This window comes from Xanthomonas sacchari (genome assembly GCF_024266585.1).
Classification (GTDB): Bacteria; Pseudomonadota; Gammaproteobacteria; order Xanthomonadales; family Xanthomonadaceae; genus Xanthomonas_A; species Xanthomonas_A sacchari_C.
Window position 1 is genome coordinate 474,363 of sequence record NZ_CP100647.1, and the last position, 20,366, is coordinate 494,728.

Below are 20,366 nucleotides of genomic sequence, written 5' to 3' on the forward strand. Positions count from 1 at the left end.
CGCGGCCGGGAGCGACCGCGCTGACCTTGTCATGGCCGATTCAGTGTTTTGCGGCACAATCCGCATTCACCTGCCAACGGTCCCGTCCATGCGTCTTCCCATCGCGCTCGTCCTGCTCGCCACGCTCGCCGGCTGCACCTGGGTGCCGATGGCGCCGGAGGGCAAGGGGGTACGGGTGCTGCCCCCGGGGCAGGCCGCCAGCGGCTGCGAGAAGCGCGGTGAGGTGGTGGTGTCGGTGAAGAGCAGCGTCGGCTTCTACCAGCGCAACCCGTTGCGGGTGCGCGAGGAGCTGGAGACCCTGGCCCGCAACGAGGCGCCCGGGGTTGGCGCCAACACCGTGCAGGCGATGGGCGACCCGGTCGACGGCGACCAGCGTTTCACCGCCTACCAGTGCGGCGGCCGCTGAACCGCTCAGACCATACGCTTTGCGTGGATTTGTTAAAGATGCGGTAAACCCCCGCAGCCGCTAGAATTGGCGCCCCCTCGCCTGACCCTGGCGTACACCTCGATGCTCTTCAACAACGTCTCCATCGCGGGACTGGCGCATATCGATGCGCCGCACACGCTCACCTCCAAGCAGATCAACGAGCGCCTGCAGCCGACCTACGACCGGCTGGGGATTCGCGCCGACGTGCTCGGCGACATCGCCGGCATCCACGCGCGGCGCATGTGGGATCAGGACATGCAGGCTTCCGACGCGGCGACGCTGGCCGCGCGCAAGGCGATCAGCGATGCCGGCATCGAGGCCGGGCAGATCGGGCTGCTGGTCAACACCTCGGTCAGCCGCGACTACCTGGAGCCGTCCACCGCCAGCATCGTCTCGGGCAACCTGGGCGTGAGCGAGCAGTGCATGACCTTCGACGTCGCCAATGCCTGCCTGGCCTTCATCAACGGCATGGACATCGCGGCGCGGATGATCGAGCGCGGCGAGATCGACTACGCGTTGGTGGTCGACGGCGAAACCGCCAACCTGGTGTACGAGAAGACCCTGGAGCGGATGACCTCGCCGGACGTGACCGCCGACGAGTTCCGCGACGAGCTGGCCGCGCTGACCCTGGGCTGCGGCGCCGCGGCCATGGTGATGGCGCGTGCCGAACTGGTGCCGGACGCACCGCGCTACCGCGGCGGCGTGACCCGCTCGGCGACGCAGTGGAATGCCCTGTGCCGGGGCAACCTGGACCGGATGGTCACCGATACCCGCATGTTGCTGATCGAAGGCATCAAGCTGGCCCAGAAGACCTTCGCCGCCGCGCGCCAGGCGCTGGGCTGGGCGGTGGACGAACTGGACCAGTACGTCATCCACCAGGTCAGCCAGCCGCACACCCAGGCCTTCATCAAGAATTTCGGCATCGACCCGAAGAAGGTCATGACCATCTTCGGCGAACACGGCAACATCGGCCCGGCCAGCGTGCCGATCGTGCTGAGCAAGCTGCGCGAGTTGGGCCGCCTGAAGAAGGGCGACCGGATCGCGCTGATGGGCATCGGCTCGGGCCTGAACTGCTCGATGGCCGAGGTGGTTTGGTAAGCGACAGGACGCCGCACAGGCGCGCGAGTTTTCCTTGCGCGCCGCAAGTTGGGTGTTTAGAAAGAAATTTGCTAGATTTCTTTCCTAAGAGCCGTCTCCGGCCACGGCAAGGATTGCCCGATGTCGCTTCGACGCTGTACTGGACACTACGTCCCCGGTTCACTAGCCGGCAGCCGCTACCAAGCGTTCGTCCCTGACCCGCTGCCGCCCGAGCCGCCGCTGCAATTGGCGGCGGCGCCGTTGATCGCGCGCAAGGAGCAGGCCGACCAGGCGCTGGGTCGCCTGGATGGCATCACCCTGATGCTGCCGGACCCAGAGCTGTTCCTCTATCACTACGTGTGCAAGGAAGCGGTCCTGTCCTCGCAGATCGAGGGCATGCAGTCTTCGCTGTCCGATCTGCTGCTGTTCGAACTGGACGAGGCGCCGGGCGTTCCCCTGGACGATGTCGAGGAAGTCTCCAACTACGTCGCCGCGTTGAACCACGGGCTGCGGCGCTTGCGTCAGGACGACTTCCCGCTGTCGCTACGTCTGATCCGTGAGATGCATGCCCTGCTGCTGCAAGGCGGGCGTGGCGCCGGCAAACGTCCGGGCGAATTCCGTTCGGGCCAGGTCTGGATCGGCGGTGCCTCACCGGCGTTGGCGCATTTCGTGCCGCCGCCGCCGGAAGCGTTGGATGCGGCGCTGGCTGCCTTCGAGCGCTTCCTGCATGCGCCGGGCCGCGATGTCTCGCCGCTGGTCAAGGCGGCCCTGGCGCATGTGCAGTTCGAGACCATCCATCCCTTCAGCGACGGCAACGGCAGGCTGGGGCGGCTGCTGATCGCGTTGATCCTGTGCAACGAAGGCGTGCTACGCGCGCCCAGCCTGTATCTGAGCCTGTTCTTCAAGCGCCACCGCGCGCGCTATTACGAGCGCCTCAACGCGGTACGCACCGAAGGCGACTGGGAGGGCTGGCTGGATTTCTTTCTCGAGGGCGTGGCGGATACGGCGCAACAGGCGGTGTCCACCGCGCAGCGCCTGCTGGCGCTGCTGGCGGACGACCGCGCACGCATCGCTGGATTGGGAACGCGTGCCGGCAACGTTGGCCTGGTGTTCGAGCAGTTCGCCCGTCGCGTGTTGCTCGGCGTGCCGCAGGTCCAGCCGCATTTGCCGCTCAGCGCACCGACGATCCGTGCCGCCATCCGCACCTTGCAGGATCTGGGTATCGTCAACGAACTCACCGGGCAGCAGCGGCACCGTGTGTTTGCCTATCAGGCCTATCTGGACATCCTCAGCGAGGGTGCGCAGCCGCTATGAGTCTTCCGCACGCCGAGGGCAATGTGCCACCCGCCGTGGCGGCGCCGTCCTCCTCCCTCTCCACATCGCATCGGTCCCCCGCATGAACTACCCCGGCTACCCCTTCACCCCGCAGCGCTTCGAGGTCCGCCCGGGGCTGCAGATGTCCTATCTCGACGAAGGTCCGCGCGACGGCGAGGTGGTGGTGATGCTGCACGGCAATCCGTCGTGGAGCTATCTGTGGCGCACGCTGGTGAGCGGGCTGTCGGACCGCTACCGCTGCATCGTGCCCGACCACATCGGCATGGGCCTGTCGGACAAGCCGGACGATGCGCCGGGCGCGCGGCCGGGCTACGACTACACCCTGCAGTCGCGTGTGGACGACCTCGACGCGCTGCTGCGGCATCTGCGCATCGACGGGCCGGTGACGCTGGCGGTGCACGACTGGGGCGGCATGATCGGCTTCGGCTGGGCGTTGTCGCACCATGCGCAGGTGCGGCGCCTGGTCATCACCAATACCGCGGCGTTCCCGCTGCCGGCGGCCAAGCCGATGCCGTGGCAGATCGCGATGGGCCGGCACTGGCGCCCGGGCGAGTGGTTCATCCGCACCTTCAATGCGTTCTCCTCGGGCGCGTCGTGGCTGGGCGTGTCGCGGCGCATGCCCGCTGACGTGCGTCGCGCCTACGTGGCGCCGTACGACAACTGGGCCAACCGCATCTCCACCATTCGCTTCATGCAGGACATCCCGCTGTCGCCGGCGGACAAGGCCTGGTCGTTGCTGGAGCGGGCCGAGCGGGCGTTGCCGTCGTTCGCCGATCGTCCGGCCTTCATCGGCTGGGGCCTGCGCGACATCTGCTTCGACCATCATTTCCTGGAAGGCTTCCGCCGCGCGCTGCCGCAGGCCGAGGTGATGGCTTTCGAGGATGCCAACCACTACGTGCTGGAAGACAAGCACGAGGTGCTGGTACCGGCGATCCGCCGCTTCCTGGACGCGCATCCGCTGTCCTGAGCGCGCACGCCGGCGTGATGCCGGCGTCTCCCGGCCGTGCGTCGCATTGACGCGCAGGACATGCGGGGAAGGCATTGCCGCAAGGTACGCCGCGATGGCGTCGCCGCTGCGCCGCAGATCGTCTACACGGGCGCACGCAAACTGCTACCGACTGCCGTGCTGCAACATAGTGGGCTGTGTACAGTCGCCGCCGACGTGCGCATCGTGCCCAGTGGCCGATGCACGTACTGCGACCGGAGACAGAGAGTGAAAGCGATGACGATGGCGATGTTGTTGATGGCGATGAGCGTGCCTGGCGCGCATGCGGAAGATCTGACCACGTCCGCGGACGGCAAGACACTGACGGTCGGGTTCGGCCAGCCCACCTGGAAACAGGTGCTGCACTACCGCAAGCTGTACGACAAGAAGCCGTTTCCCGATGCGGAGATCTATTACTACAGCAACGGCATGTACAAGATCATCTCGCAGGGCGAGAACCACTACGGCGTGTACGTGCTGCAGGGCAGCTTCGACGACCAGACCTATACGATCCGCTTCATCTCGCTGCCGTCGGAGGACTGGGGCAACAAGACCGCCTTCCACCAGTTGACCTTCATCCGCGGCGAGGACCGCAACGTCTTCATCCAGAATGCGATCGTCGACACCGGCGAGGCCATCGCCCAGCAGAACGGCACCTACACCCTGGAAAAGAACACCGTGACCAATCCGGTGCCGACCGGCTGGAAGCATCGCTGAGTCGATGCGACACGCTGGGGGCAGCGTGCGTCACGCCGGATGCCGCCAGGCGAGCCGTTTGCTCGAGTTCTCGTAGGAGCGGCCTCAGCCGCGACCGGCGTTACCGGTGAAGCCCGGTCGCGGCTGAAGCCGCTCCTACGGTATTCCCGCCGTGCGGGTGGCGCCGCCGCTCAGGCGTCCGGCAGATTGCGTTCGACCACGCCGTCCCAGTCGGCCGGGGTCAGCAGCGGCAGCCCATGCGCCAGTCGCGACTTGTCGCACTGCGCGCTGCGTTCGCCGAACTCCAGCGAGGCCGGCACCGCCGCGCACACCGACGGGCGCCGCTCGTGGATGCTGCAGCGGCTGTAGCGGCCGATGTCGGCGTCCAGGGCGATGCAGCGCGGCTGCGCCTGCGAGGTGCCGCGCATCACCCGCTCATGGGTGCGCAGCGGTTCGGTCAGCTCGAACGGGACCCTGCCGCCCAGCGCGGGATCGGCCTCGCTCCAGTGGAAACTGACGCGGAAGTAGGCGCAGCAGGCGCCGCAGGTGAGGCAGGGATGGGACATGGCGGCCGGGCCTTGCGCGGCGAACAGCGGTGGGGGGCGCGGCATTCTGACCGAACCGCGGCGCGCTGCAAGCACACCGGCATTCAGCCATCGCCGCCGCGGGCGGCATGTCGGCTGCGGCCCGGCGCATCGGCGATAATCGGCGCATGACCACGACCTGCAATATCGCGGCCACGCTGCCGCGGCTGGCGCGCGAGCGTCCGGACCAGATCGCCATGCGTTGCCCCGGCCGGCCCGGCCCCGGCGGCATGGCGGCCTACGACGTGACCCTGAGCTATGCGCAACTGGACGCGCGCAGCGATGCCATCGCCGCCGGGCTGGGCGGCTACGGCATCGGCCGCGGCACCCGGACCGTGGTGATGGTGCGGCCATCGCCGGAGTTCTTCCTGCTGATGTTCGCGCTGTTCAAGGCCGGCGCGGTGCCGGTGCTGGTCGATCCGGGCATCGACCGGCGCGCGCTCAAGCAATGCCTGGACGAGGCGCAGCCGGAGGCCTTCATCGGCATTCCGCTGGCGCAGCTGGCGCGGCGCCTGCTCGGCTGGGCGCGCTCGGCCACGCGCATCGTCACCGTCGGCCGGCGCTGGGCCTGGGGCGGCACCACCCTGGCGCGGCTCGAGCGTGCCGGCCAGGGCGTCGGTAGCCAGCTGGCCGACACGGCCGCGGACGACGTCGCCGCGATCCTGTTCACCAGCGGCTCCACCGGTGTGCCCAAGGGCGTGGTCTACCGGCACCGGCATTTCGTCGGCCAGATCGAGCTGATGCGCAATGCCTTCGACATGCAGCCCGGCGGGATCGACCTGCCGACCTTCCCGCCGTTCGCGCTGTTCGACCCGGCGCTGGGGCTGACCTCGGTGATTCCGGACATGGACCCGACGCGTCCGGCCAAGGTCGATCCGCGCAAGCTGCACGATGCGATGCAGCGCTTCGGCGTGACCCAGCTGTTCGGCTCGCCGGCGCTGATGCGGGTGCTGGCCGACTACGGCAAGCCGTTGACCAACGTGCGCTGCGCCACCTCGGCCGGCGCGCCGGTGCCGCCGGACGTGGTGGCGCGGATCCGCAGCCTGTTGCCGGAGGATGGGCGGTTCTGGACGCCCTACGGCGCCACCGAGTGCCTGCCGGTGGCGGTGATCGAGGGCCGCGCGTTGCAGGACACCCGCGCGGCCACAGAGCGCGGCGCCGGCACCTGCGTCGGCACGGTGGTGCCGCCCAACCAGGTGCGCATCATCGCCATCGACGACGCCGCGATTCCCGAGTGGAGCGGCGTGCGCGAAGTCCCGACCGGCACCGTCGGCGAGATCACCGTCGCCGGCCCGACCGCCACCGACACCTATTTCAATCGCGACGCGGCCACGCGCCTGGCCAAGATCCGCGAGCGCCTGGACGACGGCAGCGAACGCATCGTGCACCGCATGGGCGACGTCGGCTATTTCGACGCGCAGGGCCGCCTGTGGTTCTGTGGGCGCAAGACCCAGCGCGTGGAGACCGCGCAGGGGCCGCTGTACACCGAACAGGTGGAGCCGATCTTCAACGCGCTGCCGGGTATCGGCCGCACCGCCCTGGTCGGCATCGGCGAACCCGGCCGGCAGCGGCCGGTGCTGTGCTACGAGCTGGAAGTGAACACCATGCTGTCGAGCGGCCCGGAGCTGCAGGCGCTCCAGCAACAACTGCGCGCCACCGCGGCCGCGTATGCGCACACCGCCGGCATCGTCGACTTCCTGAGCCACCCGGGGTTCCCGGTGGACATCCGCCACAACGCCAAGATCGGCCGCGAGAAGCTGGCGCTGTGGGCCGCGGAACAGGGCAAATGAGGGCGCGCGGCGTGCCGCCCGGCGCGCCTGCGCTGCAGGGCGAGATTGGCGCCAAGCATGGCCGGCCCCAGAATGGCCGCCCCGACACTGGAGTGTGGCGATGAAGATCGTGGTGACAGGCGGTGGTGGCTTCCTCGGCCAGGCGCTGTGTCGCGGGCTGGTCGCGCGCGGGTACCAGGTGGTCAGCTACAACCGCGGCCACTACCCGGAGCTGCAGGCGCTGGGCGTGGCCCAGGTGCGTGGCGACCTGGCCGACGCGCAGGCGCTGCAGCATGCGCTGGCCGGCGCCGACGCGGTGTTCCACAACGCCGCCAAGGCCGGTGCCTGGGGCAGCTACGACAGCTACTACCAGCCCAACGTGGTCGGTACCGAGAACGTGCTGGCCGCCTGTCGGGCGCATGGTGTCGGACGCCTGATCTACACCTCCACGCCCAGCGTGACCCACCGTGCCACCCACCCGGTCGAAGGCCTGGGCGCGGACCAGGTGCCCTACGGCGAGAACTTCCAGGCGCCGTACGCGGCGACCAAGGCGATCGCCGAACGCATGGTGCTGGCCGCCAACGACGCGCAACTGGCGGTGGTGGCGCTGCGCCCGCGGCTGATCTGGGGGCCGGGCGACAACCAGATCCTGCCCAAGCTGGTGGCGCGCGCGCAGGCCGGGCGCGTGCGTCTGGTCGGCGGCGGCGACAACAAGGTCGATTCCACCTACATCGACAATGCCGCGCAGGCGCACTTCGACGCCTTCGAGCATCTGGCGGTGGGCGCGCCCTGCGCCGGCAAGGCCTATTTCATTTCCAACGGCGAGCCGTTGCCGATGCGCGAACTGCTCAACAGGCTGCTGGCCGCGGTCGGTGCGCCGGCGGTGACCAAGACGCTCTCCTTCAAGGCCGCCTACCGCATCGGCGCCGCCTGCGAGACCCTGTGGCCGCTGTTGCGCCTGCGCGGCGAGCCGCCGTTGACGCGGTTCCTGGCCGAACAGCTCTGCACCCCGCACTGGTACAGCATGGAACCGGCGCGGCGCGATTTCGGCTACGTGCCGCAGGTGACGATCGCGCAAGGCCTGCAGCGGCTGGCGTCCTCATGGCACCACGACACCTCCGTCACCCGCTGACGACCGCGGGTTGCCGAAGATGATGCCGCGCCGATTCGGCACGACAACTTTCTGGATATTGCCATGCTGCATTACGCCATCATCTTCTTCGTGATCGCCATCATCGCCGCGGTGCTCGGTTTCAGCGGCATCGCCGGCGCGGCGACCAACATCGCCTGGATCCTGTTCGTGGTGTTCCTGATCCTGGCGGTGATCTCGATGTTCCGCCGCGGCAAGGTGTAGTCCTCCGCGCACCAGCGAACGTCAAGACTTGCCCGCGGCGCCCTGCGCCGCGGGCAAGTCGTTTCTGGGGTCGGGGAATGCGCGACCGGGCCTCGTTCCGCCCCGACGTCCGGCCCGCTCGCCTCAGTCGGGTGGGAACTGGGGTGGACGGCGTCCGCCGCACTTGTCAGCATAGGCCGCTCAGGGGACAGGGGCTGGACAATGCGACAGTGGATCGTGTGCGCAGGGCTTGCGCTGGCCTGCAGTACGGGCGCGCATGCGCAATCGCCGACATTGGATTTGACGCCGTATCTGCAGCACGATCGGTTTGACAGGGTAAAGATCTCGCCGACCGGCGCTTATTACGCTGTCACTGCGCCGTTGGAGGACCGCACCGTGCTGGCGGTGGTGCGTCGCAGCGACAAGGAGATTTCGGCCAAGATCATGGGACCGGCCGACTCTGTGGTGGACGACTTCTGGTGGGCCAACGATGAACGCATCGTGGTGTCGATGGCCGAGCGTTATGGTACCCGCGACCAGCCAACGGCCATCGGTCAGTTGCATGCCGTGGATGCCGACGGCAAGAATTCCCGCCTGCTCGCCAGCCCTTATGGGATCAACGAGAACGTCAACGGCGCGACCTTCAAGTCCAGCCTCGATCCGTCGGTGTTCATGCTGGATACCCTGTCGAGCGATCCGCGGTCGGTGCTGGTCTCTGTAGTGGAGCAGAGCAGCGATCCCAAGATCCGTGTCGAAAAGCTGGACATCTACAACCGTCGTCGCACCGCGGTGGCAAGTGTGCCGGTGCCGCGTGCGGATTTCGTCACCGATCACGCGGGGCACGTGCGCTTTGCCCAAGGCGCCGATGTCGCCAACAATAGCAAGCTGTTTTACCGCAACGACGACGCCAGTCCGTGGCAGTTGGTCAACGACGAAGCGCGCAGTGGCCATCGCAGCTTCCCGCTAGGATTTTCGGCCGACGACGGCACCGCCTATCTGCAGGTGGAACAGGCCAACGGTCCCGACGCGGTGGTGTCCTGGGATCCGCACAACGACCGCACCACCACGCTGATCCGCGATGACAAGGTCGACCCGTACCGGATTCTGCGCGATCTGGACGGCAAAACCCCGGTCGGCGTGTCGTTCATGAGCGACCGTGTGCGCAACGTTTTCTTTGACGAAAACGCACCGACGGCGCGGCTGTATCGCTCGCTGGAAAATGCCTTCAATGGCGATGCCGTGTTCGTCACGTCCGCCACCGCCGATCGACGGCTGGCCATGGTGTATGTGTGGAGCGACCGCAACAACGGCGACTACTACCTGTACGACACCACCAGCAAGCACGCCGCACACGTGTTCAGCCGGCGCGAATGGTTCGCGCCCGACAAGATGCCGCACAGCCGTGAGATCGGCTTCAAGGCGCGCGACGGCATGGCGCTGCACGGCTATCTGACCCTGCCGTTGAACGCCGAGGCCGGCAAGCCGCTGCCGATGGTGCTGCTGCCCCATGGCGGCCCGTTCGGCATCTTCGATGGCTGGGAATTCGATGACGATGCGCAACTGCTGGCGGCCGCCGGCTACGCGGTGTTGCGGGTCAACTACCGCGGCTCGGGCAATTACGGCCGCGCCTATACCCAGGCTGGCGCCAAGGAATGGGGTGGCAGCATGCAGGACGATCTCACGGACGCCACGCATTGGGCGATTAACCAGGGGATCGCGGATAGCAAGCATATCTGCATCTACGGTGCCAGCTACGGCGCCTATGCTGCACTGATGGGCGCGGCGAAGGAACCAGAGCTGTACCGCTGCGCGGCCGGCTACGTTGGCGTCTACGACCTGGAGAACATGTACCGCGACCAGGCCAGGCGTGCGCGCTGGGCCAGGAGTTGGGCCGGCGACTGGCTGGGCGAGCGCGGCAGCTTGGCCGCACGTTCGCCGGTCAATCTGGCGGCGAAGATCCGGGTACCTGTGTTCCTGGCCGCCGGCGGCAAGGACGAACGTGCGCCGGTCGAGCACACCGAGCGCATGGAGCAGGCATTGAAGAAGGCAGGGGTGCCCGTGGAGTCGCTGTACTTCCCGAACGAAGGCCACGGTTTCTATACCGAGCCGCACCGGCGCGCGTACTACACGCAGTTGCTGGCGTTCCTGAGCCGGCACCTGGGCGGCGCGCAGGCGCAGTAGCGGCGGGCGGCCGCATGGGCGGGAGATCTGTCTCGCCCTGCGCACGGCCTGGCGACGTGTCTGCCGCTAGAATGCGGGCATGTCTGGATCCCCCTTCGATGCTCTCAAGCCCCTGGCCGGCCGCGCGCTGGAAGCGGCGCTCAATCGCGCGCTGGCGCTGGACCCGGAAACCGGCGAGGCCTTGCGCGACCTCGATGGCCAGCGCGTGGCGCTGACCCTGGAGGCGCCGGCGCTGGCGCTGCAGATCCGCGTCGACGGCACGCAGCTGCGGGTCGGCCCGGTGGATCCGGCGCAGGAGCCGGAGCTGGCGGTGCGCAGCACGCTCGGCGGCCTGTTCGCGCAGTTGCCGTTCCTGGCCCAGGCGCGGCGCACCGGCGGCCCGGGCGGGCGGGTGCGGGTCTCCGGCGATGCCGAACTGGCGCGGCGCCTGCAGCAGCTGGCGACGCGCTTCGACCCGGACTGGCAGCGGCCGTTCGTGCAGGTGTTCGGCGAGGTGCTCGGCGTGCAGGTGGCCAACACCGCGCGTTCGACGCTGCAGCAGGCCCGGCGCAGCGCGCAGGACCTGGCGCAGAGCGCGGCCGAGTACGTCACCGAGGAATCGCGCGACGTGGTCGCACGTGCCGAACTGGACGCCTTCTACGACGATGTCGACGTGCTGCGCGACGACATCGAACGCCTGGCCGCGCGGGTGGCGCGGCTGCAGCCGGAGCGCGGCGCATGAAGGCGATGTTCCGCGCCAGCCGCATCGGCCGGGTGATCCTGCGCTACCGCCTGGACGACCTGCTCGACGGCACTCCGGCCGAACGCTGGCTGCGCCTGGCCAAGCCGTTCGTGCCGCGCGCCAGCCCCGACATCGCCGCGCAGTCGCGCGGGGCGCGCCTGCGCCTGGCGCTGCAGGACCTGGGGCCGATCTTCGTCAAGTTCGGGCAGATCCTGTCCACCCGCCGCGACCTGATGCCGCCGGACGTGGCCGAGGAGCTGACCCTGCTGCAGGACCGGGTGCGCCCGTTCGACGGCGAGGCCGCGCGGCGCATCGTCGAGCAGGCGCTGGGGCGGCCGATCGCGGTGGCCTTCGCCAGTTTCGACACCGAACCGCTGGCGTCGGCCTCGATCGCGCAGGTGCATGCGGCCACGTTGCACGACGGCCGCGAAGTGGTGGTCAAGGTGCTGCGCCCGGACATCGAGCGGCAGATCGACGCCGACATCGCCTTGCTGAAATCGGCTGCCGCGCTGGTCGAACGCACCCATCCGCGCGCCGACAAGATCCGCCCGCGCGAGGTGGTGGCCGAGATCGAGACCACCCTGGCCGCGGAGTTGGACCTGCAGCGCGAGGGCGCCAACGCCAGCGTGCTGCGCCGTTTCTGGCTGCACTCGGACGACCTGTACGTGCCCGAGGTGATCTGGACCCACACCGCCGAGCGCGCGCTGACCCTGGAGCGGGTGCGCGGCATCCCGTCCGACGACATCGTCTCGCTGGACGCCGCCGGCATCGACCGCCGCGCGCTGGCGGCCAAGGGCGTGCGGGTGTTCTACACCCAGGTGTTCCGCGACAACTTCTTCCACGCCGATGCGCATGCCGGCAACATCTGGGTCGACAGCGACCCGGCGCGCCGCGACAACCCGCGCTTCATCGCGCTGGACTTCGGCATCATGGGCCAGCTCTCGCAGGAAGATCAGTACTACCTGGCCGAGAACTTCATGGCCATCTTCAACAAGGACTACCGGCGCATGGCCGAGCTGCACGTGGAGGCCGGCTGGATGCCGGCCAACGTGCGCATCGACGAGCTGGAGGCGGCGGCGCGCTCGGTGTGCGAGCCGTACTTCACCCGGCCGCTGTCGCAGATCTCGCTGGCCGAGGTGCTGATCAAGCTGTTCCGCGTGGCCCAGCGCTACCAGCTGACCCTGCAGCCGCAGCTGATCCTGTTGCAGAAGACTCTGCTGAACATCGAAGGCGTGGGCCGCCAGCTCGACCCGGAACTGGACATCTGGGCGGTGGCGCGGCCGGTGCTCGAACGCATCCTGATCGAGCGCTACAGCCCGCAGCGGGCGCTGCACGAACTGCGCAAGCGCCTGCCGGAGATCATGACCCACGCGCCGGACATGCCGCGGCTGATCCACGGCTGGCTGCGCCAGCAGGTCGAGGGCCGGCACGAGCTGTCGATGCGCTCGCGCGACCTGTTCGAACTCAACCTGCTGGTGCGGCGCATGCAGCGGCGGGTGGTGGCGGCGATCGCCGGCGTCGGCCTGCTCACCGTGGCCACGCTGTTGTACGCGCTCGATGCCGGTGGCCCGCAGCTGGGCGGGGTGTCGCTGTGGGCCTGGATCAGCGGCGGCGCCGGCGCTGTGGCGTTGCTCTCGGCATGGTGGCGGCGTTGACCGCAGACACCCTCGACCGCACCCAACTGCTGGCGGTGCGGACCGAACTCGGCGCGGAGGGGCCGCGCCACGACGCCGGCCAGGCCGAGCGCGCGCAGCGCCTGCTCAACATCACCCCGGACACCGGCGAACTGCTGGCGGTGCTGGTGCGCGCCACCGGCGCGCGGCGGGTGCTGGAGATCGGCACCTCCAACGGCTATTCCACGCTGTGGCTGGCCGAGGCCGCGGCGGCGCTGGGCGGCAGCGTGGTCACGCTGGAATACGCCGCGCACAAGATCGCGCTGGCGCAGCGCAACTTCGCCCGCGCCCGCGTGGAAGGCTGCGTCGAGCTGGTCCACGCCGATGCCGGCGCCTGGCTGGCCGACGCCGCGTCGGCCGCATTCGATCTGCTGTTCCTGGACGCCGAGCGCACGCTGTACTGCGACTGGTGGCCGCAGCTGCGCCGCGTGTTGCGGCCGGGCGGGTTGCTGGTGGTGGACAACGCGCTGTCGCACGCGGCGGAGATGGCGCCGTTCGCCGCGCTGCTGCAGGCCGATGCGGCATTCACCTGCACCACGCTGCCGGTCGGCAACGGCGAACTGCTGGCGGTCAAGGACGCGTAGGCGTCGGCCTCGGAGGGCGCTGTCTCCCGGGCGTCGGCGGACCACCGCGGCGCAGCGACATGCCACGCGGGCGCGAAGGCACGGCCGCGCATTTGCCGCGAGGCAGCTGTGCTCGCATCGACGCATTACGCGCGTGGACGCATGCACGCAGCGCGCATTGTGGCGCGCCGATGCGGCACGGATAATCCGCGGGTGAATACCGATCCCCCTTTGCAGATCCTGTACCAGGACGCACTACTCGCCGTGGTCGACAAGCCCGCCAGGCTGATGGTCCACGACAGCAAGCTGGCCCGCGGCGAGGACGATTTCCTCGCCGATCGCCTGCGTGCGCAGCTGGGCCGGCCGATCTTCCTGGTGCACCGGCTCGACCGCGCCACCAGCGGCTGCCTGCTGCTGGCCTTCGACCGTGATACCGCCAGCGTGCTGGGCAAGGCGCTGATGGGGGGCGACGTGGACAAGGATTATCTGGCGATCTGCCGCGGCTGGCCGGCGCAGGAACGCTTCGTCGTCGACCACGACCTCGACGGCGGCCCCGGCAAGCCGCTGAAGAAACCGGCGCAGACCCGCTTCGAGCGCTTGGCCTGCGGCGAACTGCCGGTGCCCTCGGGCGAGTTCGCCACCTCGCGCTACGCGCTGCTGCGCTGTAGCCCGGTGACCGGGCGCTTCCGGCAGATCCGCCGCCATCTCAAGCACCTCTCGCACCACCTGATCGGCGACACCAGCCATGGCGATGGCCGCCACAACCGCATCTTCCGCATGCAGGGCGTGCACCGCATGCTGCTGCACGCCGAACGCCTGGCGTTTCCGCATCCGGACGGGCAGCGGATCGCGGTCACGGCGCCGCTGGATGCGGAGTTCGTGCGGGCGTTCGGGTTGTTTGGCTGGGATGCCGGGCCTTGGCAGGCGCAGGCGGGATAGGGGTGCTGCGGGATAGACTGCACCTACCGCGAGGATTCTGTCGCAGCACGTTACGCTGCCACGGGGATGATCCGTTCGAGGCTGATCGCTTGCATGCGCAGTGCCGGCGCTTCCGTGGCCGGATGGCAATGGGCTTGGCCTCCGTCTAGTGTGCCTTGCTGCATTCGGTTGTTTCTAGGGGGATGTATGTGGAACAAGTTTTGCGCGGTCCTTGCTGTCTCGATTTTTTGCGTGCTGCCATGTTCCGCGTCGGCAGGAGACGGAGCGGGAAAGGTGATACAGGTCATCGCGCACTCGCACGACGTCGTGTTCTTCACCCTGGATGGCCCGCACACGAACGCGCCAGCATGCTCGAGCACACCGTGGTCGTTGTCGTTGACGACCAACTCGGGAAGGGCCCAGTACGCCCTGCTGCTGAGCGCAGTCGCACAAGGCAAGGCGGTCACCGTGCATGGAACAGGGGACTGTTCTGCCTGGGGCGATCGCGAAACGGCGGAGTATGTCCTGATCGATAACTGATCAGCACCGCATCTGATCGCGCAATGCGGGCGTGGCGTGATCCGCGCAGATGTTTTTCTGTACCGCCCGACCAGCCACTGTAGGAGCGGCTGAAGCCGCTCCTACGACGGTGCAAGGGCGGCGCTGCGCGCGTTACTTGGCCGGCGGTGCGTTGACCGTCTGCTCCAGGTCCTTCTGCAGGTCGGTGAACAGCGGGGTCATCTTCTGCTGGATCGCGCCCATCAGGCTCTGCATCAGCTGCGGGGTCTTGTCGAGCAGGCTCTGCCCGGCCGGGCTCTCGTAGAACTCGGCCATCGCCAGCACATCCTGCTTGGAGAAGGTCTGCTTGTAGAGGTTGACGTAGAGCGGGCGCATCTCCTGCCAGGACAGCGCCTTGCGCACGGTGGCCTGGGTGCGCTCCTGGATCTGCTGCAGCTTCTGCTGCTGGGCGGCGTCGAGCGGGTGCTGCGCGGTGAGCTGGGCGAACTGCTGGCGCTGCATGGCCTCGATCTGCGGCAGCATGGTGTCGAGCATGTTCTGCGCGCGCGAGGCCGACAGCAGGCGGTTGACGTCGGCGTCGCTAGGCGGTTCGGCCAGCGCCGGGACGGCGGCCAGGGCCAGCAGCAAGGCCAGCAGCAGGCGCTGCGGCCAACGGAAGAAGCGCGGAGTCGGGGACATGGAGCATCCTGCAGGGCGATGACCGGCGGCCAGAATACGGCAATCGCCACGGAAGCGGCGCAGCCCGCGGGCCGGGGCGCGCGCCCTGGCCCGTTCAGCCAGCGCCGGCGCGGAAACCGGGCGGTCGGGCGGATGCCCTACAATCCGCGCCATGGGTAACGGGGCCATCCACATCTCGAGCAGCCTGACGATTCCGGAGGACGAAATCGTCGAGCGCTTCGTGCGCGCCAGCGGCGCCGGCGGGCAGAACGTCAACAAGGTCGCCACCGCGGTCGAGTTGCGCTTCGACCTGGCCGGCTCGCCGTCGCTGCCGGAGCCGCTGCGCGCGCGCCTGCTGGCACGCCGCGACCGCCGCATCACCGCCGACGGCGTGCTGGTGATCGATGCGCAGCGCTTCCGTACCCAGGACCGCAACCGCGACGATGCGCGCCAGCGCCTGGCCGAGTTCATCGTCGCCGGGCTGTCGGTGCCGAAGCGGCGCATCGCCACCAAACCCTCGCACGGTGCCAAGCTGCGACGCCTGGACGCCAAGCGCGAGCGCAGCCAGATCAAACGCGGCCGCTCGCCCGGCCGCTGGGAGTGACTTTTGACCGAACGCGATTACCGCCTGCCCGCAGCGCCCCCGAACATGCCGATGGTCAAGCCCAGCCGCTTCATGCGCTGGCTCGGCCGCACCGCCTTGCGGTTGACCGGCTGGCGGGTGGTGGGCGAGTTCCCCAACGTGCCGAAACTGGTGATGATCGTGGCGCCGCATTCGTCCAACTGGGACGGGTTCCTGGGCTTCGCGGTCAAGTTCGCGGTGGGCTTCGAGGTGCGCGTGCTGGGCAAGACCCAGCTGTTCTGGTGGCCGCTGGGGCCGCTGCTGCGCAAGCTCGGCGGCATCCCGCTGGACCGCAAGTCGCCGCGCGGGGTGGTGGAACAGGCGGTGGCACTGATCCGCGGTGCCGAGCGCATGTGGTACGTGATCACGCCTGAGGGCACGCGCAAGCGCGTGGAGAAGTGGAAGACCGGGTTCTGGAAGATCGCCCACGGCGCGCAGGTGCCGATTTTCCCGGTGTACTTCGACTACCCCAGCCGCACCGTCGGCCTCGGCGAAGTGGTGTGGACCAGCGAGGACATGCAGGCCGACATCGCCGCGATCCGCGATTGGTATCGTCCGTGGCGCGGCAAGCATCGCGATACGTTGTGACGGGCAGCGGCGGCTGACGGCGGCGCGCATCCGCCGTTTTATCCAGCCGCACCAACCGATCTCGTAGGCGCGGCTGAAGCCGCTCCTACGGTGCATGGGTCGGAAGCGTTGTGGGAGGGACTTCAGTCCCGATGCGGGAAGGTGCCAGGTGGTTTTGGGCTTCACTCGTCGCGGTTGAAGCCGCTCCCACAAGTGTGGCGTCAGTATTGCCGGAAGACTGCACTGTGTGAGGGACTTCAGTCCGACGCAGGAAGGGCCTGGTGGCTTTGAGCTTCACTCGTCGCGGCTGAAGCCGCTCCCACAAGTGCGGCGCACAGTATTGCCGGGAGACTGCACTGTGTGAGGGACTTCAGTCCGACACAGGAAGGTGCCGAGTGGCTTTGAGCTTCACTCGTTGCGGCTGAAGCCGCTCCCACAAGTGTGGCGCACAGTATTGCCGGAAGACTGCACTGTGTGAGGGACTTCAGTCCGACGCAGGAAGGGCCTGGTGGCTTTGAGCTTCACTCGTCGCGGCTGAAGCCGCTCCCACAAGTGCGGCGCCAGCATCGCTGGAAGACCGCACTGTGGGAGGGACTTCAGTCCCGACGACGGGCGGTATCAGCCGACCATTCGCTTTCGCTCGTCGCGGCTGACGCCGCTCCCACATGCAGGTTTCGCCCCCGGGCGCTACAGCGCGCTGCCGCCGAACTTCTGCGTGTACTGCAGGTACACGCTGCGGCCCACGGTGTCGAACCAGGACACGTCGTAGTACGGGTACGACGTGTAGGTGCGGTCGTGCGGCGGCATCGTGTCGAACAGGTTGGTCACCGTCAGCGACAGCTGCGCGTGGTCGGTAAAGCGGTACTGCAGCGACGCGTTGTAGCGGTAGGTGGCGCCGATCCATGGGCTGTCGCCGCTCGCCGGGTCGTAGACCTGGTCGTAGGAGTCCGAGCTCGGCAGCCGGCCAAGGCGCTCGCCGTGCAGCGTCGCGGTCCAGGCGTTGCGCTCCCACGACACGCTGGCGCTGGCCTTGGTGCGCGGGATGTCGTAGCCGCTGTTGACCGCGAACTCGTCCACCATCGCTTCGCCGGCGTACACCTGGATGTCGTGGCGGCGCACCCAGGTGTAGTTGCCGCTCAGGCGGAAGGTGCCGATGCCGGTGTCGAGACGGTACTGCGCACTCAGGTCGATGCCGTTGGTGCGTTCGCGGGCGATGTTGATCGGGTTGACGTAGACCCCGTACAGGCGGCCGTCGGCGCTGCGGGTGACCCGCGCCAGCGCCTGCCGGCAGGTGGTGGAAGTCGCCTGCAGCACGCCGAGGCGGCAGTCGGCCTCGTCGCGCAGCACCTGGTCCACGCGCAGGTCCTGCACCTGATCGCGCATGTCGATGTTGAAGTAGTCCAGCGACAGGTCCAGGTCGGCGATTGGCGACCACACCAGGCCGGCGGTCCACGAGGTGCTGTTCTCCGGGTTCAGCGCGCGGTTGCCGCTGCGGCCGCGGATCACCGCTTCCTCGTTGTAGCTGCAGTCCTGGATCGCCACGCCCGGTTCCTCGCTGGCGCAGCGGTAGTAGTCCACGCCGGTGGTCTCGTCGTTGCCCGGGCCGGCGTACACGTAGTGCAGGTCGGGCGCGCGGAACGCGGTGCCGTAGGAGCCGCGTACCAGCAGCGACTCCACCGGCCGCCACTCCAGCCCGCCGCTGTAGGTGAACTTGCCCAGCGAGCGCCCGGCGAAACGGTACTGGTCGTAGCGCCCGGCCAGGCTCAGCGACACCGTCGACAGTACCGGCAGGCGCAGCTCGCTGGCCAGCGCCCAGCGGTTGCGGCTGCCGTGCCCGTCGGAATCCTTCCAACTGTAGTAGTAGTACTGCGTGGCCAGCGGATCCGGGCGCAGGGCGTAGCCCTGGTTGCCGAACTCGGCGGTTGCGGACAGGCCGGCATCGCCGCCGGGCAGCGCGAACAGCGCGGTGTTGGTGGCGGTGAAGGCGAGGGTGTCGGTGCGCGAGCGCGGTTGGTACACGGTGCGCTGGGCGATGCTGTCGTATTCGGCGCGGCTAAGCGGCGTGTACAGGCGCTGCGGGTCGGCGTCGAAGATCGGCAGCCCCGAGTCGTTGTCCACGCCCAGCTGTGGGCCGAGGAACAGCGCGTTGGCGCGGGCGGCGACGATCTGCGGCCAGCTGATCGTGGCCTGGTACTGCGAGTGGCTGAGGCTGGCCTCGTAGTCCCAGTCCGCACCCAGGCGGCCCTTGAAGCCGGTGGTGACGCTGAAGGTCTTCTGCCGGGTGCGGATGGTGCCGGCGTTGAGGCCGCCCATTTCCTCCGGGCTGAACTGGCGGCCCCAGGCTTCCACCTGGCCGGTGGCCTGGTTGTAGAAGTAGCCCTGCTCGTTGCCGTCCGGGGCCATGTAGCCCCACTGGGTCACGTCGCGGAACAGCGACAGCTCGTGGTAGCCCAGTTGCACGTCGGCGAACCACTCGCTGCCGTTGTCGAAGGCGTAGCGCAGCGAGGCGTAGCCGTTGAGGCCGCGGCGCTTGTTGGTGATGGTGCCGTAGCCGATCGAGGCGCTGCTGCCGCAGAACGCGCCGTAGCCCGGGCGCGTGGCGTAACCGGTGCTGCCGCCGTTGAGCGCGGACACCGCCGCGCAGGTGTCCGCGCCCGGATCCAGATAGTTGTCGTCGTAGTCCGTGCGCAGGAAGGTGCGCCGCGGCACCTGCGCGCGCGCGGTGGGACCGTCCAGGGTGCTGTCCTGGCGGCTGCGCTGGTAGGCCCACAGCGGCGTCTGTGACACCAGCTCGGCGCCGAACACCGCATCGAAGTTGCCGCGCGACCAGCCGCTGCTGAGGCTGAGGTTGAAGCTTTCGCCGCCGCCGCGGGTGGTGTCGCCGAAGCGGTAGTCCAGCGTGGTGCCGTCGGCCTGCTTCTTGAGGATGAAGTTGACCACGCCGGAGATCGCGTCCGAGCCGTAGATCGCCGAGGCGCTGCCGGTCAGGATCTCGATGCGGTCGATCATGCCCAGCGGGATGTTGGAAATGTCGGTGAAGTTACTGCGGCCCTTGAACGGCATCGGGAAGTCGGCGATGCGGCGGCCGTTGACCAGCACCAGGGTGTGGTTGGGACCGAGCCCGCGCAGGTCCACCTGCTGCGCGCCGGGCGAGAAGTCCGCACCGTTGGCCGACTGCGGGCTCTGCGTCTCGCCGCCGTTCTGGGTCATCGCGCGCAGCACGTCCGGCACCGAGGTGAAGCCGTTGGCCTTGATCTGCTCGGCGCTGATCACGCTGATCGGTGCGGGACCTTCCACCTGCGTGCGCGGAATGCGCGAACCGGTGACGCGCAGGGTGTCCAGTTGCGCTACGGGGGCGTCGGCCGCCGCCGGCGGTGGCGCGGCGACACGGGCCGGTTGTGCGCGGGCCGGGGCCGGTTCCTGGCGCCGCACCAGCCACGCGCCGGAGGCGTCGCGCTGGGCGACGAAGCCGCTGCCGCGCAGCACCTGCTGCAGCGCCTGCGCCGTGTCCAACTGGCCGTGTGCGCCGCCGCTGCGGGCCTCGCCCATCTGGTCGGCGCGATAGATCAGCTGCGCGCCGGATTGCCGCGCCAAGGCGGCCAGCGCCGCACGCAGCGGGCCGGCGGGGACATCCACCGTGCCGGTGGCGGCCACGGCAACGGGTTGTGCCTGCGCCGCACAGGCGCTCGCACAGGCCATGCTCAGCAGCAGGGCACGCATCGGATACCGCATCGAGTTT

General features: G+C 68.7%; 18 protein-coding genes. 15 read left to right on the forward strand and 3 right to left on the reverse strand.

The features are described from left to right. Positions 1-88: 88 nt before the first annotated feature. The 5 genes from NKJ47_RS01910 (at position 89) to NKJ47_RS01930 (ending at position 4,541) form a co-directional block, all read left to right on the forward strand. Positions 89-406, forward strand: coding sequence for a DUF4156 domain-containing protein (locus NKJ47_RS01910; protein WP_209030407.1), 318 nt, complete (start codon positions 89-91; stop codon positions 404-406). 102 nt (positions 407-508) lie between these two features. After that, positions 509-1,525 carry a 3-oxoacyl-ACP synthase III gene (locus NKJ47_RS01915; protein ID WP_254461304.1) on the forward strand — a complete coding sequence of 339 codons (1,017 nt, stop codon included), beginning with the start codon at positions 509-511 and terminating at the stop codon, positions 1,523-1,525. A gap of 120 nt (positions 1,526-1,645) precedes the next feature. Next, positions 1,646-2,818 carry a Fic family protein gene (locus NKJ47_RS01920; protein ID WP_254459885.1) on the forward strand — a complete coding sequence of 391 codons (1,173 nt, stop codon included), beginning with the start codon at positions 1,646-1,648 and terminating at the stop codon, positions 2,816-2,818. A gap of 82 nt (positions 2,819-2,900) precedes the next feature. Next, a complete protein-coding gene (locus NKJ47_RS01925; RefSeq protein WP_254459886.1) occupies positions 2,901-3,806 on the forward strand; it encodes an alpha/beta fold hydrolase in 906 nt (301 codons plus the stop codon). Between the two features lie 255 nt (positions 3,807-4,061). Beyond that, positions 4,062-4,541, forward strand: a complete 480-nt coding sequence (locus NKJ47_RS01930) for a hypothetical protein (protein ID WP_254461305.1) — start codon at positions 4,062-4,064, stop codon at positions 4,539-4,541. Positions 4,542-4,711: 170 nt separating this feature from the next. Here the strand turns inward: NKJ47_RS01930 and NKJ47_RS01935 are convergent, their stop codons facing one another. Further along, positions 4,712-5,086 carry a YkgJ family cysteine cluster protein gene (locus NKJ47_RS01935; RefSeq protein ID WP_043095431.1) on the reverse strand — a complete coding sequence of 125 codons (375 nt, stop codon included), beginning with the start codon at positions 5,084-5,086 and terminating at the stop codon, positions 4,712-4,714. Positions 5,087-5,232: 146 nt separating this feature from the next. Between NKJ47_RS01935 and oleC the strand changes: the two genes are divergently transcribed. The 8 genes from oleC to NKJ47_RS01975 all read left to right on the forward strand — a co-directional run bounded on the left by oleC (position 5,233) and on the right by NKJ47_RS01975 (position 14,283). Further along, entirely contained in the window at positions 5,233-6,894 is a 1,662-nt protein-coding gene (gene oleC / locus NKJ47_RS01940; protein ID WP_254459887.1) for an olefin beta-lactone synthetase, read from the forward strand. A gap of 100 nt (positions 6,895-6,994) precedes the next feature. Then, the gene (gene oleD / locus NKJ47_RS01945) at positions 6,995-8,005 is read left to right on the forward strand and encodes a 2-alkyl-3-oxoalkanoate reductase (protein WP_254459888.1); all 1,011 of its coding nucleotides are present in this window, start codon (positions 6,995-6,997) and stop codon (positions 8,003-8,005) included. Between the two features lie 63 nt (positions 8,006-8,068). Further along, a complete protein-coding gene (locus NKJ47_RS01950) occupies positions 8,069-8,227 on the forward strand; it encodes a DUF1328 domain-containing protein (protein ID WP_003468167.1) in 159 nt (52 codons plus the stop codon). A 201-nt stretch (positions 8,228-8,428) separates the two neighbouring features. Then, a complete protein-coding gene (locus NKJ47_RS01955; protein ID WP_254459889.1) occupies positions 8,429-10,387 on the forward strand; it encodes an alpha/beta hydrolase family protein in 1,959 nt (652 codons plus the stop codon). Between the two features lie 79 nt (positions 10,388-10,466). After that, positions 10,467-11,108 (forward strand): ubiquinone biosynthesis accessory factor UbiJ, encoded by a 642-nt coding sequence (locus NKJ47_RS01960; RefSeq protein WP_254459890.1) that lies wholly within the window; start codon positions 10,467-10,469, stop codon positions 11,106-11,108. After that, positions 11,105-12,763: a ubiquinone biosynthesis regulatory protein kinase UbiB gene (ubiB, locus tag NKJ47_RS01965; RefSeq protein ID WP_254459891.1), complete on the forward strand. Its 1,659-nt coding sequence runs from the start codon at positions 11,105-11,107 to the stop codon at positions 12,761-12,763. The genes NKJ47_RS01960 and ubiB overlap by 4 nt, the downstream gene beginning before the upstream one ends. After that, on the forward strand, positions 12,748-13,365 hold the full coding sequence (locus tag NKJ47_RS01970; protein ID WP_254459892.1) for an O-methyltransferase: 618 nt from the start codon (positions 12,748-12,750) through the stop codon (positions 13,363-13,365). The genes ubiB and NKJ47_RS01970 overlap by 16 nt, the downstream gene beginning before the upstream one ends. 192 nt (positions 13,366-13,557) lie before the next feature. After that, complete coding sequence (locus NKJ47_RS01975) at positions 13,558-14,283, forward strand: pseudouridine synthase (RefSeq protein WP_429002477.1); 726 nt, start codon at positions 13,558-13,560, stop codon at positions 14,281-14,283. A 651-nt stretch (positions 14,284-14,934) separates the two neighbouring features. Here NKJ47_RS01975 and NKJ47_RS01980 read toward each other — a convergent pair. Next, entirely contained in the window at positions 14,935-15,459 is a 525-nt protein-coding gene (locus NKJ47_RS01980) for a DUF2059 domain-containing protein (RefSeq protein WP_254459894.1), read from the reverse strand. A gap of 151 nt (positions 15,460-15,610) precedes the next feature. Here NKJ47_RS01980 and arfB point away from each other — a divergent pair, with 151 nt between their 5' ends. Further along, positions 15,611-16,042, forward strand: a complete 432-nt coding sequence (gene arfB, locus NKJ47_RS01985; RefSeq protein WP_254459895.1) for an alternative ribosome rescue aminoacyl-tRNA hydrolase ArfB — start codon at positions 15,611-15,613, stop codon at positions 16,040-16,042. Between the two features lie 51 nt (positions 16,043-16,093). Continuing rightward, the gene (locus NKJ47_RS01990; RefSeq protein WP_254461306.1) at positions 16,094-16,648 is read left to right on the forward strand and encodes a lysophospholipid acyltransferase family protein; all 555 of its coding nucleotides are present in this window, start codon (positions 16,094-16,096) and stop codon (positions 16,646-16,648) included. Between the two features lie 666 nt (positions 16,649-17,314). Here the strand turns inward: NKJ47_RS01990 and NKJ47_RS01995 are convergent. Next, the gene (locus NKJ47_RS01995) at positions 17,315-20,347 is read right to left on the reverse strand and encodes a TonB-dependent receptor (RefSeq protein ID WP_254459896.1); all 3,033 of its coding nucleotides are present in this window, start codon (positions 20,345-20,347) and stop codon (positions 17,315-17,317) included. Positions 20,348-20,366 lie beyond the last annotated feature (19 nt).

Excerpts from the sequence above, each read along its gene's own strand:
- NKJ47_RS01910 (WP_209030407.1), top strand. The coding sequence starts at position 89 with ATGCGTCTTCCCATCGCGCTCGTCCTGCTCGCCACGCTCGCCGGCTGC.
- NKJ47_RS01915 (WP_254461304.1), top strand. The coding sequence starts at position 509 with ATGCTCTTCAACAACGTCTCCATCGCGGGACTGGCGCATATCGATGCG.
- NKJ47_RS01920 (WP_254459885.1), top strand. The coding sequence starts at position 1,646 with ATGTCGCTTCGACGCTGTACTGGACACTACGTCCCCGGTTCACTAGCC.
- NKJ47_RS01925 (WP_254459886.1), top strand. The coding sequence starts at position 2,901 with ATGAACTACCCCGGCTACCCCTTCACCCCGCAGCGCTTCGAGGTCCGC.
- NKJ47_RS01930 (WP_254461305.1), top strand. The coding sequence starts at position 4,062 with ATGACGATGGCGATGTTGTTGATGGCGATGAGCGTGCCTGGCGCGCAT.
- NKJ47_RS01935 (WP_043095431.1), bottom strand. The coding sequence starts at position 5,086 with ATGTCCCATCCCTGCCTCACCTGCGGCGCCTGCTGCGCCTACTTCCGC.
- oleC (WP_254459887.1), top strand. The coding sequence starts at position 5,233 with ATGACCACGACCTGCAATATCGCGGCCACGCTGCCGCGGCTGGCGCGC.
- oleD (WP_254459888.1), top strand. The coding sequence starts at position 6,995 with ATGAAGATCGTGGTGACAGGCGGTGGTGGCTTCCTCGGCCAGGCGCTG.
- NKJ47_RS01950 (WP_003468167.1), top strand. The coding sequence starts at position 8,069 with ATGCTGCATTACGCCATCATCTTCTTCGTGATCGCCATCATCGCCGCG.
- NKJ47_RS01955 (WP_254459889.1), top strand. The coding sequence starts at position 8,429 with ATGCGACAGTGGATCGTGTGCGCAGGGCTTGCGCTGGCCTGCAGTACG.
- NKJ47_RS01960 (WP_254459890.1), top strand. The coding sequence starts at position 10,467 with ATGTCTGGATCCCCCTTCGATGCTCTCAAGCCCCTGGCCGGCCGCGCG.
- ubiB (WP_254459891.1), top strand. The coding sequence starts at position 11,105 with ATGAAGGCGATGTTCCGCGCCAGCCGCATCGGCCGGGTGATCCTGCGC.
- NKJ47_RS01970 (WP_254459892.1), top strand. The coding sequence starts at position 12,748 with ATGGTGGCGGCGTTGACCGCAGACACCCTCGACCGCACCCAACTGCTG.
- NKJ47_RS01980 (WP_254459894.1), bottom strand. The coding sequence starts at position 15,459 with ATGTCCCCGACTCCGCGCTTCTTCCGTTGGCCGCAGCGCCTGCTGCTG.
- arfB (WP_254459895.1), top strand. The coding sequence starts at position 15,611 with ATGGGTAACGGGGCCATCCACATCTCGAGCAGCCTGACGATTCCGGAG.
- NKJ47_RS01990 (WP_254461306.1), top strand. The coding sequence starts at position 16,094 with ATGGTCAAGCCCAGCCGCTTCATGCGCTGGCTCGGCCGCACCGCCTTG.
- NKJ47_RS01995 (WP_254459896.1), bottom strand. The coding sequence starts at position 20,347 with ATGCGTGCCCTGCTGCTGAGCATGGCCTGTGCGAGCGCCTGTGCGGCG.